Below are 16183 nucleotides of genomic sequence, written 5' to 3' on the forward strand. Positions count from 1 at the left end.
TTACGGCTCCTCCTTCTGCTTCAGCGCGCGGGCGTTCAGGCCATGCAGCTCGCTGGCCAGGCGTTTATCCATACGATGCAGGCGCACCGCGTGGATCAGAAAAGCACAGACGGCGGTGGGAATACCCCACAGGGCAATGTGCAGCGGCTCGGTCTGTATCCCTGCCGACTCCTGCATAAAATTATGCATAAAGATGATGGCACCGAACGCCACAAAGATATCTTCACCAAAAAACAGGCCGACATTATCCGTTGCGGCGGCCATTGCCCTCAGGCGGTAGCGTACCGCATCGGGCAGCTCGCCGTAGCGATTGCCGGCCGCGCCTTCGGCCATCGGTGCCAGCAGCGGCCGCACCATCTGGGGATGTCCGCCCAGACTGGTTAACCCCATCGCCGCGGTCAGTTCGCGTGCCAGCAGGTAAATAATCAATAACCGTCCGGCGGTGGCGCTGCGGATGCGCGCAATCCACGCCTGCGCGCGCTCTTTCAGACCGTGACGCTCCAGCAGGCCGACGATCGCCAGCGGCAGCAGCAGGATAAACGGTAAATTGCGCGTGTTGAGAAAGCCGGAACCGAGCTTTTCCAGAATATCCCCAACCGGCATGCGTGCCGCCAGCCCGGTGATGATCCCGGCCACCACCACCACAATCACCGGATTAAAACGTAACAAGAAACCGACCACGACGGTGGCAATACCCACCAGCGGCCAGAGGTTTACGGCAGCGTCCATTGTAACTCCTTTATCGAAAAAAAGCCCCAACGCCTGTCGGGGCAGGTAAACAGGCGGGTTTAGCTGCTGCTGACGTCGATACCTTGCAGGCTGAACGCCTGACGCAGCCGGTGGGCAAAATCGAGCGCGTGAGGGCCGTCACCGTGCAGGCAGATGCTGTCAGCCTGAACCTTCACCCACTCGCCGCTCAGACTCTGCACCTGGCCTTTTTGTACCATCGTTAGCGTCTGTCTGATGGCCTGCTCGTCGCTTTCGACCAACGCGCCGGGTTGACCGCGTGCCACCAGCGAGCCGTCGCTCTGATAAGCACGGTCGGCAAACACCTCCTGGCGCGTGGTTAACCCATGGCGTTCTCCGGCGCGAATTGACTCACTGTTGGCCAGCCCGACCAGTATCAGTGCAGGGTCAACGGCTCTGACAGCGAGGGCGATGGCATCGGCCAGGGCCGGATCTTTTGCCGCCTGGTTATACAACGCGCCGTGCGGTTTGACGTGCACCAGTTTCCCTCCCTCTCCCTCAGCCAGCGCTTTCAATGCACCAACCTGGTAAACCACCTGGGCATAAAGGGTTTCTGACGGCAGATGACGGGGGCTGCGGCCAAAGTTCTCGCGATCGGCAAAGCCGGGATGCGCGCCAATCGCCACGTTGGACTCCAGCGCCCACCGTACCGATTGCAGCATGGTCTGGGCGTCACCGGCGTGAAAACCACAGGCGATATTGGCAGACGAAACCAGCCGCAACAGCGCGCGGTCGTGCACGCATCCTTCGCCGAGATCGGCATTAAGATCGACTTTCATGAGCTAACCCCAGCTTTATTTGTGCCAGAGAGCGCTGCTGCTCACGTTTTGCCTGTAGCGCCTCCTCCAGCGTGCAGTGAACAAAGTGAAGCGGATCGCCCAGACGCAGCTGCGCCAGATGCCAGAGATCGGCCTCGATGACACAGGCAATACGCGGATACCCTCCGGTCGTTTGAGCATCCGCCATCAGGACTATCGGCTGCCCGCCCGGCGGCACCTGTACCACGCCGGGTATCAGACCATGCGACAGCATATCGCGCGTGGCGTCGCGGCGCAGTTGGCGTCCCTGCAGGCGATATCCCATACGATTACTTTGTGGATTAAGCCGCCAGGGCGTGCGCCAGAACGTTTCCCGGCTCTCTGCGTTGAATTCGTGATATTCAGGACCGGGTATGGCGCGCACCCGGTTGCCCCAGGGCAGCTGGCGCACGCCGACAGGCTGATGAAACTCACGTTCGGGCCTGCCGAGCGGTACGCGATCGCCGTCCTGAAGCCTGCGCCCGGCGAGCCCACCAAACCCGGCTTTTAAATCGGTGCTGGCAGATCCCATCACCTCCCTGATGCTGTAGCCGCCGTCGATCGCCAGATAGCTGCGCATTCCGCGCTGGGGCAAACCCAGCGTGAGCCGCTGCCCTTTTCTCACCGCGCAGCGCCATCCGGTCCAGACTGCTTTACCGTCCAGCTCGGCCTGGCAGCCGGTGCCCGTCAGCGCTATCCAGCCATCGCGCTCAAACTCGGCGCAAAAACCGCCCAGCGTGATTTCCAGCACCGCGCTGTCAGGGGCGTTACCCACCAGCATATTGGCGGTTTGCGCTGCCGGATGGTCAAGTACGCCACACAGGCTAACGCCAAACTGGCGCCAGCCCGTGCGGCCCGCGTCCTGGATACTGCTGCCGATCCCGGCGCGGATAATGTTCAGCATATGCCCTCCTTCTGCGGCACAAAACGCACGCGATCGCCGGGGCGCAACAGCACCGGAGGCTCCTGTGCTGGCGTGAACAGCGGGGTCTTCGTCTGCCCGATGAGCTGCCATCCGCCGGGCGCGTCCACCGGATACACCCCGGTCTGACTGCCGCCAATCCCGACGGAGCCGGCAGGCACCCGTACGCGCGGCTCGGCGCGGCGCGGCGTGTGCAGCCGCTGATCTAAGCCTCCGAGATAGGGGAAACCCGGCTGGAAACCAATAAAGTAAACCACGTAATCCATCGCGGCGTGGCAGGCCACAACCTGAGATGCGCTCATGTCGGAGTGACGCGCCACCTCGTCCAGATCCGGGCCGTAATGGCCGCCGTAGATCACCGGAATATCGATCGTGCGCGACGCCAGCTCCAGCGCTTCACTTTCTGCCCAGTGCTGCTGTAGCCACTCGACGGCCGACTGCGCATCTTGCTGTGGGTCGCGCAGCAGGACGGTAATATTGTTCATGCCGGGGATAATTTCGAGGGCTTCACGGCAATCTCGCAGACATTGCGCCAATCCCCAGATCCGTTGCTGGCTGGCAAGCGATATTGGAGGGTCTAACTCCAGTACCACCGCGCGTTCACCCAGCAGGTAACAACGTGCTTGTTGCAAAAGAGGCCTCCTGAACAGATATCATTTAATCAGGTAGTTATGCGAAATTGTACCGGTGCTGTCAACCACCCGCCTTGTCGTTGCGGCCAGGCGGGTGGTGAAAGAAGGGAGTTTTAGCCGGGATCAGGCAGGGTTATCGATATCAACAAAAGTCACATCCAGTCCGTGCTGCGCGGCCAGCCAATCACCCAGCGCTTTGATGCCACCACGCTCGGTGGCGTGATGCCCGGCCGCAAAGAAGTGAAGCCCCTGCTCACGGGCGCTGTGTATCGTCTGCTCCGAGACTTCACCGGTGATAAAAGCATCAACGCCGAAAGCGGCCGCCGCGTCAATAAAGCCCTGACCGCCGCCGCTGCACCAGGCCACGCGTTTGATCACCGCCGGGGCATTATCGCCACAGTGCAACGGTTCGCGCCCCAGCGTCTGGCTGATACGCTGCGTCAGCTCTGCTGCACTCAGCGGCTGCGTGAATTCCCCCCAGGGAACCAGCGGTAACACCTCCCCCTTCACCTCAATGCCAAACAGCGCTGCCAGCGTGGCGTTATTCCCTAACTGCGGATGCGCATCCAGCGGCAGGTGCCAGCCAAACAGATTAATATCGTTCGCCAACAGGGTCTTGAGGCGCTGTCGTTTCATGCCCTTAATCGCCACCGCTTCATTTTTCCAGAAGTAGCCATGATGAACCAGCACCGCATCCGCCTGGCGGCGTACGGCCTCGTCCAGCAGCGCCTGACAGGCGGTGACGCCGGTGATCACTTTTTTAATGTCGCTGCGCCCTTCAACCTGTAGCCCGTTCGGCGCGTAGTCGCTAAAGTTCGCGCTGTTAAGAAGCTGGTTAACCCGCTGTTCGAGTTCAGTATTTTGCATTATCAGTCCCGTTTTTTTCTCGCCGCCTCAAAAGCATCCAGCGTTTGCTGGCGTGCCTGCTTATGATCCACTAACGGCTGCGGATAATCGAGCGTTTGCTGATTTTTCCGTGCCCACTGGTGCGGCTGATGAATATATTCCGCCGGAACGTCACGCAACTCGGGTAGCCACCGGCGGATAAACTCGCCGTCTTTATCGAAACGCTCCCCCTGGGTAGTGGGGTTGAAAATGCGGAAATAAGGCGCGGCGTCGGTTCCGGTCGAGGCCGCCCACTGCCAGCCGCCGTTATTTGCAGCAAGGTCACCGTCCAGCAGTTGCGACATAAAATAGCGCTCGCCTTCACGCCAGTCGACAAGCAGGTCTTTCACCAGGAAACTGGCGGTGATCATGCGCAAACGATTATGCATCCAGCCCAGGCTGTTAAGCTGGCGCATCGCCGCATCAACGATGGGATAGCCGGTTTTACCCTGCTGCCAGGCGGTAAGATGCTGTGGCGCTTCGCGCCATTTCACGTTTCGGGTCCAGCGGGTAAACGGCTGATGGCGGCACAGTGCGGGAAAGGCCACCAGTAAATGACGGTAAAATTCACGCCAGATAAGCTCGTTAAGCCAGACAAAAACCCTGGCGTCTTCCAGCGCGCCCGAATGCTGTTTCAGCAGGCGATGCAGACACTGGCGCGGTGACAGCACGCCGGTGGCAAGGTAAACCGACAGGCGGCTGGTGCCATCGCTGGCCGGCAGATCGCGCTTGTCCGGATAGTCGGTGACCGCCTGCTGACAGAACTCACGCAGCCGGGCAATCGCCGCCTTTTCGCCGCTTGGGAACAGGCTGGGATCAATGTCTTCACGCGGATAGTTAAACGGCTCCAGAGGATCGGCTCCCGCTTCAATCGCTCCGCCCTGCCGTACGTCGGGTGCCGGCAGGCATTCAGGCAGCCCCTGCTGCAGGCGTTTGACGAAGGCTTTACTGAACGGCGTGAAGACCTTGTACATTTCACGATTACCGGTCAATACGCTGCCGGGCGGCAGCAGCAGGCTGTCATCAAAGCCCTGGGCCACCACGTCGTCTTCAAAAAGCGCCTGCTCCATCGCCGCATCACGCTGCCGTTCGTTGACTTCGTACTGATAGTTATAAAACAGGCGGTCAACGCGGTGTTCGCGACAGAAGGCCTGTAACAGCGGCACGCTGGCGTCAAAGTCATCGCATTGCGCAACGTGCAGAGCAATCCCCTTTGCCGCCAGCGACTGCTGAACATCCTGCAAACTTTGCCAGATAAACTCCGCCTGCTTCGGTGCCATATGGTGCGCGCGCCACTGCTCCGGCGTGGCAATAAATAGCGCGATGACCTTAGCCTGCTGAGAACGGCAGGCGGCATACAGGGCATGGTTATCATTGATGCGCAAATCGTTGCGCAGCCAGACCAGATGAGTTGTCATAAAAGCTCCCTGAAATTAATGTCCGTAGCGCAGGCGCAGCGCTTCCGGGTAAGGCGCGAAATAGCGCTGCCCGGCCAGCCACGGGTGTGGGAATTCCGTCATATAGTGTTTCAGCAGGGTTATCGGCGCCAGCAGCGGCAGCAGCCCCTGACGATAGTCGTCTATCACGCCTGCCAGTTCCTGACGCTGTGCGGAAGTCAGCTCACGGCGAAAGTAGCCCTGAACATGCATCAGCACGTTCGTGTGGTTAGTGCGCGTTGCCGGCTGCTGCATCAGATCCATCAGCCGCTGCCGGTACTCGTGGGCAAACGCCTCAAGCGACGCCCACTGGTCCATTTTGGCAACGAAAGGCCCGATCTGGCGATAAGCAGGCTGAGAGTGGGCCAGCAGCAGCAGTTTGTATTGGGTATGGAACGCCATGAGTTTGGCGCGCGTCAGCCCGGCGCGCCACAGCTGATTGAACTCGTGCAGGGCATAAACACGTGCGACAAAATTCTCACGCAGCAGCGGGTCGTGGAGGCGGCCATCCTCTTCCACCGGTAGCCACGGCATTTTCTCCATCAGTTCGCGGGTAAATACTCCGGTTCCGGCCTTGCGATTATTATTGTTGTCAGGCTGATAGATACGCACCCTTTCCATGCCACAGCTGGGGGATTTAGCGCAGACAATATAGCCGCAGAGATGATGTAATTGGCTCACTTTTTGTTCTGAGAACGCCTGCATCTTTTCCGTGACGGGCAGATCGTTGCCGTTGCTGAAACAGAGCGATATCTCGCCCTGCGCCGCTTCGGTCAAGCGCAGCGCGGGGCGCGGAGTGGGCAGTCCGATCGCCATCTCCGGGCATACGGGCTCGTAACGAAGAAAAGGGGCCAGCTGCTGTGCGGCAAATTCACTGCGTTTATGTCCACCGTCAAAGCGCACGCGCTCGCCCAGCAGACAGGCGCTGATACCAACCGGAATTTTTTTATCCATAGTTATACAACCTCAAAAAACCTGTACACATTTAAGTGTAGCTTAAAATCCTACTTCCCTGGCAAAAATATCCCCCCCTGAAGCCGATCCCTCCGCTTTGGTCCGGTTTGGGGTCAAGGTATGGCCAGATAACGCCGTTCCCCCCGGCACCACTCGGGCGGATGAATATCACAGACGCACTCCTCTTTTTTTTGCTAGATTAGGCCGGGTATGCGCTACGCAGCGATGAAAATTGATTGTCGAGGTTGTGTGACCACCATTCTGATTGTTGAAGATGAAAAAGAGATCCGCCATTTTTTGCGCGTCGCGCTGGAGGGCGAAGGCTTTCGCATTGTCGATGCGGAAACCCTGAAGCGTGGCCTGATTGAAGCCGCAACGCGCAAGCCGCAGCTGGTGATCCTCGACTTAGGATTGCCAGACGGCGACGGCAGCCAGTTTATCCGCGAAATTCGCCAGTGGAGTACGATACCCGTGATTGTCCTCTCGGCGCGTAGCGATGAGCAGGATAAGATCGCCGCGCTGGATGCCGGTGCCGATGACTTCCTGACGAAGCCTTTTGGCGTGGGTGAGCTGCTGGCAAGAGTCCGGGTTGCGTTACGCCATCACCCGCAGAACGGGGAGAGCGGGCAGGCTCAGATCGGTTTCGGCAGCGTTAGCGTTGATATCGCGGCCCACCGCGTCACGCGCAACGGTGAGGCCCTGCACCTGACGCCCACGGAGTTTCGCCTGTTGGTCAGCCTGCTGAACCATCCCGGTAAAGTCATGACTCAACGCCAGCTACTGATGCTGGTATGGGGACCCAATGCGGTTGAACATCACCATTATCTGCGTATTTATATGGGCCACCTGCGGCAAAAGTTGGAACAGGATCCGGCACGTCCCCAGCATCTTCTGACCGAAATCGGGGTTGGCTATCGCTTTATGCCATAAAAAAAGGGCATTCACCCTGGGTGAACGCCCCTTTTTTACAACCTGTCAGAGTCAGGCGTTATTCAGCACCGCGCTGACAATCTCTACCGCTTCTTTCTCAATTTTCTCGCGATGCTCGGCGCCGAGGAAACTTTCGCAGTAAATTTTGTAGGCATCTTCCGTACCGGACGGACGCGCGGCAAACCAGCCGTTTTTGGTCATCACCTTCAGACCACCGATCGCCGCGCCGTTGCCCGGAGCCGCCGTCAGGCGGGCGGTGATAGCATCCCCTGCCAGCGTGTCGGCACTGACCCTATCCGGTGACAGTTTTGACAAGGCGGCTTTCTGTGCTGAAGTCGCCGGAGCCTGCAGACGGTTATAGCTGGGCGCCCCAAAGCGCGCGGCCAGCTCATCATAGTGCTGCTGCGGGTTCTTGCCGGTGACCGCGGTAATTTCCGCCGCCAGCAGACACATGATAATGCCGTCTTTATCCGTTGACCACGGCGTGCCGTCGAAGCGCAGGAATGAAGCGCCCGCGCTCTCTTCGCCACCAAAGCCGAAGCTGCCGTCGAACAGACCATCAACAAACCATTTGAAACCGACCGGTACTTCTACCAGCTTCCGCCCCAAATCGTCCACCACGCGGTCGATCATCGCGCTCGAGACCAGCGTTTTACCGACGGCAACGTCTTTGCCCCACTGCGGGCGGTGCTGGAACAGATATTGAATCGCTACCGCCAGAAAATGGTTAGGGTTCATCAGGCCAGCCGGCGTGACGATACCGTGGCGGTCATAATCCGGATCGTTGGCAAACGCCAGGTCAAACTTATCGCGCAACGCCAGCAGCCCCGCCATGGCGGACTCCGAAGAGCAGTCCATGCGGATCACGCCATCGTGGTCCAGATGCATAAAGCGGAACGTCTGGTCGACGGAATCATTAACAATGGTCAGATCAAGCTGATAAAAATCAGCAATACGCTGCCAGTAAGCTATACCGGCACCGCCTAACGGATCGACGCCAATCTTCAGCCCGGCTTTCTGGATAGCCGCGATATCAACGATTTGCGCCAGGCCTTCGATATAGGGCTGGATCAGATCTTTTTCCTGCAAATGGCCACTGGCCCACGCCCGATCGAGCGTGACGCGCTTAACTTCTTTCAGCCCGTCTTCGATCAGCGCGTTAGCGCGGTCTTCCACCACTTTCGTCACGTTGGTGTCGGCAGGGCCGCCGTTTGGCGGATTATATTTGATCCCACCATCTTCCGGCGGGTTGTGGGACGGCGTGATAACAATGCCGTCGGCCAGTGGCCCGCCGTGTTTATTGTGCTCAAGGATAGCATTCGAGATGGCTGGCGTTGGCGTATAGCCGTTATCCTGCTGGACGATCACATCCACGCCGTTTGCCGCAAGGACTTCCAGCACCGAGATAATGGCCGGTTCTGACAGTGCATGCGTGTCCTTACCCACGTAGCAAGGCCCGGTCACACCATTCTTTTTACGTTCTTCAGCAATAGCCTGCGCAATCGCCAGAATGTGCATCTCATTAAAGCTATGACGGCCCGCGCTACCGCGATGGCCGGAGGTGCCAAATTTCACCGCATGCTCTGCATTACCCCGTTCAGGCTGCAGGACATAATACTGCGAGGTTAATTGTGCAACATTAATCAAATCGCTCTGCCGGGCGGCTTGCCCGGCACGGGGGTGATTGGCCATTGGCGCTTCTCCCTGACGCTAAAGTTAGAGGGTACCGCAAACTTTCTCTGCCAGTTCCGTCGGGAACTGCATTGACAGCATGATGTGTTCCACCATGCTGCGTTTACGGTCGGTATTGGTATTGGTGATCACCCAGTATGGCGTGCCGGGAACATGCTGCGGCTTGGTATGGGTACCACTCTCCAGCAACGTTTGCTGATTACCCGCAAAGTAAACGCGGGTACGTCCATGCAGTGACTCTGTCGCGGCACCAAACGCTTTGGCATCCAGACTGTACAATGTCGATAAAATCAGCATGAAGCGATTCACGGCTCTTTTCTGCTCTGCATACTCATCAGACAGCAACAGCTCACGCACTGCGCGCACAGGATTCTGTGGTCGTACCTCTGCCTTAGCGGACGGTTCGGTGGCAGAGGCCCCGGCCGTCAGGGGCGCGCTTTGGCCCGCGGTGAACTTCAGCATCCGGCGCAAGATATCCGATGCGCTTTCACCAATATGCAGAGTGTGGCTGGCAATATAACGGTATAGCTCTTCGTCGACTTCTATCGTTTTCATCTTTATCCAATACGGTTGTTGCTTATCAGAACCCCGGTGGCCAGAGCCGAACATGAGCATCATTGTCGTATATTGATAGCTCCAGCCCAACCTGTTCCAACATCAGGACTATAAAGTTAAATACTGCCAGAGTGTAGCGCCAGGCCCGTTTCACGGCAAAAGTCAGATTATGCCTTAACAAACTCCATGAACACCCCCTCTGCCAGCAGAAGAAACTGTGGAATTCATGATACCCTAACCCCCCCTCTCAACTGTAAGAACTTCGCTATGAATTTGAATTTCCGCGTGCAATCTGAACAATCTGTGACCAACGATATCCCGCTGGTGCTGATCCACGGCCTGTTTGGCAGCCTGGATAATCTCGGCGTGCTGGCACGGGGGTTAAAGGACGATCGCCGTCTTATCCAAGTTGATGTGCGAAATCATGGCGTTTCCGGGCGCGCAAGCGAGATGGACTATCCGCTGATGGCCAAGGATATTCTCGATACGCTTGACGGCCTGCAGGTCGGGCGCTTTGAGGTCATCGGTCATTCCATGGGCGGGAAAATCGCCATGACGCTGGCAGCGCTGGCTCCCGAACGCGTGGGGGGGATGGTGGTGATTGATATTGCGCCCGTTGCTTACCGCACTCGCCGCCATGACCCGATATTTACCGCCCTGCGGGCCGTGACGGCCGCCGGTATAACCCGGCGCGGTGATGCCGCGATGCTGATGCGTGAAACCCTCGCAGAAGAAGGCGTTATCCAGTTTCTCCTCAAATCATTTCATGAAGGAGAATGGCGTTTCAATGTTCCGGTGCTGTGGGAATGCTACGACCGCATTATCGGCTGGCAGCCCCAGCCTGCATGGCCCCATCCGGTGTTGTTTATTCGTGGCGAGCTCTCACCTTATCTGGCCGATGAATACCGTGACGAGCTGCTGGCGCAGTTCCCCCAGGCACGCGCACATGTGATTGCGGGTGCAGGACATTGGGTTCATGCGGAAAAGCCTGATGCCGTTTTGCGCGCAATCCGTCGTTTTTTTGCGCTGTAAAAACAATTATTTCCCGCTGCGGTGAAATGATTGTCGTCACCACTTTCGCTGGGGTATGATGGCGCGCTAAAATTTAGCCGCTGCTGATTTTTCAGGCGGCATGACGGACTTATTCACCAGAAATACAGCCTTTCAGTATTACGATCCCTATGGCAAAAGAGAACACGGACCGCACAACGCTCGATCTGTTTGCAGATGAACGTCGGCCGGGACGACCTAAAACAAATCCGCTAACGCGTGATCAACAGCTGCGTATCAATAAACGCAATCAGCTTAAACGCGATAAGGTACGCGGGCTAAAGCGTGTCGAACTCAAAATGAACAGCGATGCGGTCGAAGTGCTGAACCAGCTGGCCGAAGAGCGCAACATGAGCCGCAGCGAACTGATTGAAGAGATGCTGCTTCAGCAGTTGCAACACCATCAGAGCTGAACGCTGGCGTACTTAGCACTCAGCAACAAATGTTGCGGTATTTACAGATTTATCCGCTCACGTCAGTCTGCTATCATTATGCTTATCTGATTGTCATTCAGCAGTCACCATATCATTAAGATTCAAGAGGTTATTAAACTCATGGCACTTGTCGGCATTTTCTTTGGCAGCGACACAGGTAATACAGAAAATATTGCAAAGATGATCCAGAAGCAGCTGGGTAAGGACGTTGCAGAAGTTCATGATATTGCCAAGAGCAGCAAAGAAGATCTTGAAGCCTTTGATATTTTGCTGCTGGGCATCCCGACCTGGTATTACGGCGAAGCCCAGTGCGACTGGGATGACTTTTTCCCCACCCTGGCCGAAGTCGATTTTAACGGCAAGCTGGTTGCCCTGTTTGGCTGCGGCGATCAGGAAGACTATTCAGAGTACTTCTGTGACGCCATGGGCACCATTCGCGATATCATCGAGCCAAAAGGGGCGGTCATCGTCGGTCACTGGCCAACCGAAGGTTACACTTTCGATGCCTCTAAAGGTATGGCGGACGATAACCACTTCCTCGGTCTTGCTATCGATGAAGACAGGCAGCCTGAGCTCACCAACCAACGCGTCGATCGGTGGGTTAAGCAAATTTTTGATGAACTTCAGCTGCAAGAAATCATCGAAGCCTGAACCGTTGACCCGGCGTGGGACGCTCCCCGCCGGGTCAACGGTTTTTGCTATAGAAGCAATAGATTCAAATTTGTACCTTTCACCTGCGAAACGGTATAATACCCCTATCGGTTATCGGCTCTCTAAGCGCCCGTCTCGTTTTTGACGACCCCCGTCGGCTAAAGGAAGATCGGCAGTGGCAGTTCGAAATGTTAACTTTGCACTATCCGGGCGCTAACTCCCCTGACGGTAAAGAATTTTATTCTCACCTTTGTCAGCGGTTCTGGCCCCCATTTTGGTTTTCATTTCGACGTATCAGTTCTATACTGACTTTCATTCCGCTTTAGCGTCGACCGATGTTCAGGGCCTTACGGCCACTAAGTGACGAGCAAAGTAACAGGACAAAATCCGCATGACTGACAACAACACCGCATTAAAGAAGGCCGGCCTGAAAGTCACGCTTCCCCGACTGAAAATTCTGGAAGTGCTTCAGGAACCCGAAGGCCATCACGTCAGTGCGGAAGACTTGTATAAACGCCTGATCGACATGGGCGAAGAAATTGGTCTGGCCACGGTTTACCGCGTGCTGAACCAGTTCGACGACGCGGGGATCGTGACCCGCCACAATTTTGAAGGCGGGAAATCCGTTTTCGAATTGACGCAGCAACAGCACCACGATCATCTGATTTGCCTGGACTGCGGCAAGGTCATTGAGTTTAGCGACGAATCCATTGAGTCGCGTCAGCGCGATATCGCCACGCGTCACGGCATCAAATTGAGTAACCACAGCCTTTATCTGTATGGGCACTGTGCTTTGGGCGACTGTCGTGAAGACGAGACCCTACACGACAAGTAATCATGCTTTCAAATGTTAAAACGGTGGCCTCTGTGCCACCGTTTTTTTTCCTGTTACTGGGTATAAGCCGGTAGCCATCCACCGTAGGACAGTATTGAGACCACCGCATTTAAGGCCCCGAACGCCAGTACCAGCACTACAGGTAACACGCCTCCCCTTACCCGCCATGATGCGCTAACAAAACGCTGACGCGCCCGCAGGGCAAGCAGTGCCGGCGTGATCACCGCCCACACGGTTGCCGCCAGCCCGGCATAGCCGATGGCCAGCAGAAAGCCGTTCGGCCAGATCATCGCAGCCGTCAGCGGCAGAATAAACGTCAGAACCGTGGTTTTCAGCCGCCCGCTCGCTGAATTATCCATTCGGAACAGATCGGCAAGATAATCAAAGAAGCCGAGGCTGACGCCAAGAAATGAGCAGGCTACGGCAAAATTAGAAAAAATATCCAGCAGCAGGTTCAGATTGCGGCTCTGTAACACGCCTGACAGCGCTGAGACCAGCACATCAATATTGCCACCCTGCGCGGCGATCGCCTTAAATTCAGCACGCGGAATATTGCCCATCGTGCCAATGATCCAGACAAAGTAAATCACCAGTGCCAGCAGCGTTCCGTAGATCAGGCAGCGGCTAATACGGCCAGCATCCTTGCCATAGTAGCCAATCAGCCCGGCAATATTGCCGTGATAGCCAAAAGAGGCAAGGCAAAATGGCACCACTATCCACAGGTAGCGCAGATAGTGACTCTCACCCGCGCCGCTGTCCAACAGATTGGCGGGTTGGATATGCCATAGCAAACCGCCGAAGATGGTCAGAAAAGTGATCACCTTCGCGCCAAGAAAAATAAGCGCCATGCGGCTCACTACCGCGGTTCCCAGCCAGATAAATAGCGCAACAAGCAGCGTGAATAACAGCCCCGCTACGCGTGCCGATATTCCCACATTGAGCTGATTCAGGCTGTGCTGAATTATCGCACCGCTGGCAGAGATATAAGCATAGGTCAGGATGCTAAGGACAAATACCACCGAAAGCCCGTTGAAGGCATTCCAGCCGCGTCCCAACAGATCGCGGGTGACGGTATTAAAACTGGCTCCGGCAGGATAGTGCAGGCTGGCTTCAAGATAGAGCAGCCCGGATAGCAACATGCAGAACCAGGTGACGATTAACATCACGGATGACCAGGCAAACCAGGCTCCGGACATCACCACCGGTAGAGAAAACATGCCGGCACCAATAATGGTGCCGCCGATGATCAGGGTTCCCCACAGCGTGGAGGGTAGAGCAGCAGAAGCAGGCGCGTCCATAGCAAATCCTTAGCGAAAAACAGAATAAAAACGCCTTCGCCGGGATATTCCACTGGCTAAACGGCATTAACGCCGCATAGTTTACCTGCAATAACACTATTGAACTAGTACAGTAATTAACTTACAACCATCGTTTCTTGTAAATAGTGCCAGCGCGGCGGATTGCAGGCGCAATCAATCACCGCGAGTGCAATACGATCGGTGCAGCGGTTCCCCTGCTGCTGTCGCTCGTGATACTGAATGACCGCCCGCTGGCCGAACCGGGCGATAAGCTGGCAGCGCTCAATGGTGATAGCAACGCCCTTTCGTCCCCCGGTCAGTTGCGCAAAAAGCGCGCCAACCTCATCCAGCGAAAGCATTTTTCCGGTCGGCGTCACCATAGTGAACTCTGGCGAAAAATGACCAAGCAGCTGCGGAATTTTGCTGCCGTCACCATTGAATACGTCCGCGATAATCTGATGCAGCACGATGACGCTGTTACTGGCCTGGTCAATTAATTCCGACATGTCATACCCTCAGTCCAATGTGTTGAAAAAAAGACAATAACGATAAAGAAATCATCAGAAACGGCTGAAAAAAAAGGGCGAATCATCGCCCTTTTCATTTATAAAATCCGGCCTACTCGCCGTTTTTAGCCCAGGTATCGCGCAGCCCCACGGTGCGGTTAAACACCAGCTTATTCGAGGTGGAATAAACGCTGTCAGCGCAGAAGTAACCTTCACGCTCAAACTGATAAGGCGCAGACGCCAAAGCCTGCTGCATGCCCGGTTCAACAAAGCCCTGGCGGATAACCAACGATTCCGGGTTGATGGTCGTGAGGAAATCCTCCGCCGCCGCCGGGTTGGGCACGCTGAACAGACGATCGTACAGACGAAATTCTGCCAGCAACGCGTGCTCTGCTGACACCCAGTGGATGACGCCCTTCACTTTGCGCCCGTCGGCCGGATCTTTGCTCAGGGTATCAATATCGCAGGAGCAGAACAGGCAGGTGATATTCCCCTCTTCGTCCTTCGCTATGCGCTCGGCTTTGATCACGTAAGCGTTACGTAACCGCACCTCTTTACCCAGAACCAGACGCTTATAATGCTTGTTCGCCTCTTCGCGGAAGTCGGCACGATCGATGTAAATCTCGCGGCTAAACGGCACCTGACGCGTGCCCATCTCCGGCCTGTTTGGGTGATTCGGCATGCAGATCGTTTGCTCATGATGAGCAGGCAGATTTTCAATCACCACTTTGACCGCATCCAGTACCGCCATCGCGCGCGGTGCGTTTTCGTTCAGATCGTCACGGATGCAGCTTTCAAGCGCCGCCATTTCCACGATGTTGTCCTGTTTTGTCACGCCGATGCGGCGGCAGAACTCACGAATAGACCCCGCGCTGTAGCCACGACGGCGCAGGCCGGACACGGTCAGCATGCGCGGATCGTCCCACCCTTCAACCACCTTTTCCGTCACCAGCAGGTTCAGCTTGCGCTTGGACATGATGGCGTATTCAAGGTTCAGGCGTGAAAACTCATACTGGCGCGGATGCACCGGGATGGTGATGTTATCCAGCACCCAGTCATACAGGCGGCGGTTATCCTGGAATTCCAGAGTACACAGCGAGTGCGTGATCCCCTCAAGCGCATCGGATATGCAGTGGGTAAAGTCATACATTGGGTAGATGCACCACCTGTTGCCGGTCTGGTGGTGATCTGCAAACTTGATACGGTAGATAACCGGATCGCGCAGCACGATAAAGTTGGAAGCCATATCGATTTTGGCACGCAGGCAGGCGGTGCCTTCGGCAAACTCACCGTTACGCATTTTCGCGAACAGTTCAAGATTCTCCGCCACGCTACGGTCGCGGTAAGGGCTATTTTTACCCGCTGACGTCAGGCTGCCTCGATATTCGCGGATCTGCTCCGGCGACAGTTCGTCAACGTAGGCCAGGCCTTTACCGATCAGTTCTACCGCATAGTTGTGCAACTGCTCGAAATAGTCAGATGAGTATCGTACTTCACCGCTCCACTGGAAACCGAGCCACTGCACATCACGCTTGATAGACTCAACAAACTCCAGATCTTCTTTCACCGGATTGGTATCGTCAAAACGCAGATTACACTGTCCCTTGTAGTCCTGCGCAATACCGAAATTCAGGCAGATCGACTTCGCATGGCCGATATGCAGGTAGCCGTTTGGCTCCGGCGGGAAGCGAGTGTGCACCATGCTGTGCTTACCGTTCTCCAGGTCTTCGTCGATAATCTGACGAATAAAGTTAGTTGGGCGGGCTTCAGCCTCACTCATCTCAATTTTCCTCAATGATACATGGCGTAAATTAGCAATAAATAGCTGGGTATGATCCACAAAGCGGGGAGGTGAAACA

17 protein-coding genes are annotated in these 16183 nt (G+C 56.2%); 5 read left to right on the plus strand and 12 right to left on the minus strand.

The window, feature by feature from the left end:
• The 7 genes from ETA_RS12710 to ETA_RS12740 form a co-directional block, all read right to left on the minus strand.
• Nucleotides 1-729, minus strand: coding sequence for a DUF969 domain-containing protein (locus tag ETA_RS12710; protein ID WP_012442028.1), 729 nt, complete (start codon nucleotides 727-729; stop codon nucleotides 1-3).
• Nucleotides 730-788: 59 nt separating this feature from the next.
• Entirely contained in the window at nucleotides 789-1526 is a 738-nt protein-coding gene (gene pxpA, locus ETA_RS12715; RefSeq protein ID WP_012442029.1) for a 5-oxoprolinase subunit PxpA, read from the minus strand.
• On the minus strand, nucleotides 1510-2448 hold the full coding sequence (gene pxpC / locus ETA_RS12720; protein WP_012442030.1) for a 5-oxoprolinase subunit PxpC: 939 nt from the start codon (nucleotides 2446-2448) through the stop codon (nucleotides 1510-1512). The genes pxpA and pxpC overlap by 17 nt, the downstream gene beginning before the upstream one ends.
• Nucleotides 2442-3098: a 5-oxoprolinase subunit PxpB gene (gene pxpB / locus ETA_RS12725; RefSeq protein ID WP_012442031.1), complete on the minus strand. Its 657-nt coding sequence runs from the start codon at nucleotides 3096-3098 to the stop codon at nucleotides 2442-2444. Before pxpB ends, pxpC begins: the two co-directional genes overlap by 7 nt.
• A 123-nt stretch (nucleotides 3099-3221) precedes the next feature.
• Nucleotides 3222-3965, minus strand: a complete 744-nt coding sequence (locus ETA_RS12730; RefSeq protein WP_012442032.1) for a type 2 GTP cyclohydrolase I — start codon at nucleotides 3963-3965, stop codon at nucleotides 3222-3224.
• A gap of 2 nt (nucleotides 3966-3967) precedes the next feature.
• Nucleotides 3968-5401 carry a deoxyribodipyrimidine photo-lyase gene (phrB, locus tag ETA_RS12735; protein WP_012442033.1) on the minus strand — a complete coding sequence of 478 codons (1434 nt, stop codon included), beginning with the start codon at nucleotides 5399-5401 and terminating at the stop codon, nucleotides 3968-3970.
• A 15-nt stretch (nucleotides 5402-5416) separates the two neighbouring features.
• Nucleotides 5417-6373 carry a YbgA family protein gene (locus tag ETA_RS12740; protein WP_012442034.1) on the minus strand — a complete coding sequence of 319 codons (957 nt, stop codon included), beginning with the start codon at nucleotides 6371-6373 and terminating at the stop codon, nucleotides 5417-5419.
• Between the two features lie 249 nt (nucleotides 6374-6622).
• Between ETA_RS12740 and kdpE the strand changes: the two genes are divergently transcribed.
• Nucleotides 6623-7303: a two-component system response regulator KdpE gene (kdpE, locus tag ETA_RS12745; RefSeq protein WP_012442035.1), complete on the plus strand. Its 681-nt coding sequence runs from the start codon at nucleotides 6623-6625 to the stop codon at nucleotides 7301-7303.
• Nucleotides 7304-7354: 51 nt separating this feature from the next.
• Here kdpE and pgm read toward each other — a convergent pair whose 3' ends face one another.
• Together pgm and seqA are read right to left on the minus strand one after the other, a co-directional pair.
• Nucleotides 7355-8995 (minus strand): phosphoglucomutase (alpha-D-glucose-1,6-bisphosphate-dependent), encoded by a 1641-nt coding sequence (gene pgm, locus ETA_RS12750; RefSeq protein WP_012442036.1) that lies wholly within the window; start codon nucleotides 8993-8995, stop codon nucleotides 7355-7357.
• Between the two features lie 24 nt (nucleotides 8996-9019).
• Nucleotides 9020-9550: a replication initiation negative regulator SeqA gene (gene seqA, locus ETA_RS20000; RefSeq protein WP_012442037.1), complete on the minus strand. Its 531-nt coding sequence runs from the start codon at nucleotides 9548-9550 to the stop codon at nucleotides 9020-9022.
• A 267-nt stretch (nucleotides 9551-9817) separates the two neighbouring features.
• Between seqA and ybfF the strand changes: the two genes are divergently transcribed.
• From ybfF to fur, 4 genes are all read left to right on the plus strand, one after another.
• Nucleotides 9818-10582, plus strand: coding sequence for an esterase (gene ybfF, locus ETA_RS12760; RefSeq protein WP_012442038.1), 765 nt, complete (start codon nucleotides 9818-9820; stop codon nucleotides 10580-10582).
• A 149-nt stretch (nucleotides 10583-10731) separates the two neighbouring features.
• Nucleotides 10732-11013 carry a LexA regulated protein gene (gene ybfE / locus ETA_RS12765; protein WP_012442039.1) on the plus strand — a complete coding sequence of 94 codons (282 nt, stop codon included), beginning with the start codon at nucleotides 10732-10734 and terminating at the stop codon, nucleotides 11011-11013.
• 141 nt (nucleotides 11014-11154) lie between these two features.
• A complete protein-coding gene (gene fldA / locus ETA_RS12770; RefSeq protein ID WP_042959021.1) occupies nucleotides 11155-11685 on the plus strand; it encodes a flavodoxin FldA in 531 nt (176 codons plus the stop codon).
• 391 nt (nucleotides 11686-12076) lie between these two features.
• On the plus strand, nucleotides 12077-12520 hold the full coding sequence (fur, locus tag ETA_RS12775; protein ID WP_012442041.1) for a ferric iron uptake transcriptional regulator: 444 nt from the start codon (nucleotides 12077-12079) through the stop codon (nucleotides 12518-12520).
• Between the two features lie 53 nt (nucleotides 12521-12573).
• Here fur and mtr read toward each other — a convergent pair whose 3' ends face one another.
• The 3 genes from mtr to glnS form a co-directional block, all read right to left on the minus strand.
• Entirely contained in the window at nucleotides 12574-13818 is a 1245-nt protein-coding gene (gene mtr / locus ETA_RS12780) for a tryptophan permease (protein ID WP_012442042.1), read from the minus strand.
• A gap of 116 nt (nucleotides 13819-13934) precedes the next feature.
• A complete protein-coding gene (locus ETA_RS12785; protein WP_012442043.1) occupies nucleotides 13935-14324 on the minus strand; it encodes a hypothetical protein in 390 nt (129 codons plus the stop codon).
• A 112-nt stretch (nucleotides 14325-14436) separates the two neighbouring features.
• The gene (glnS, locus tag ETA_RS12790) at nucleotides 14437-16104 is read right to left on the minus strand and encodes a glutamine--tRNA ligase (protein WP_012442044.1); all 1668 of its coding nucleotides are present in this window, start codon (nucleotides 16102-16104) and stop codon (nucleotides 14437-14439) included.
• Nucleotides 16105-16183: the final 79 nt, after the last annotated feature.

This window comes from Erwinia tasmaniensis Et1/99 (assembly GCF_000026185.1).
Lineage (GTDB): Bacteria > Pseudomonadota > Gammaproteobacteria > Enterobacterales > Enterobacteriaceae > Erwinia > Erwinia tasmaniensis.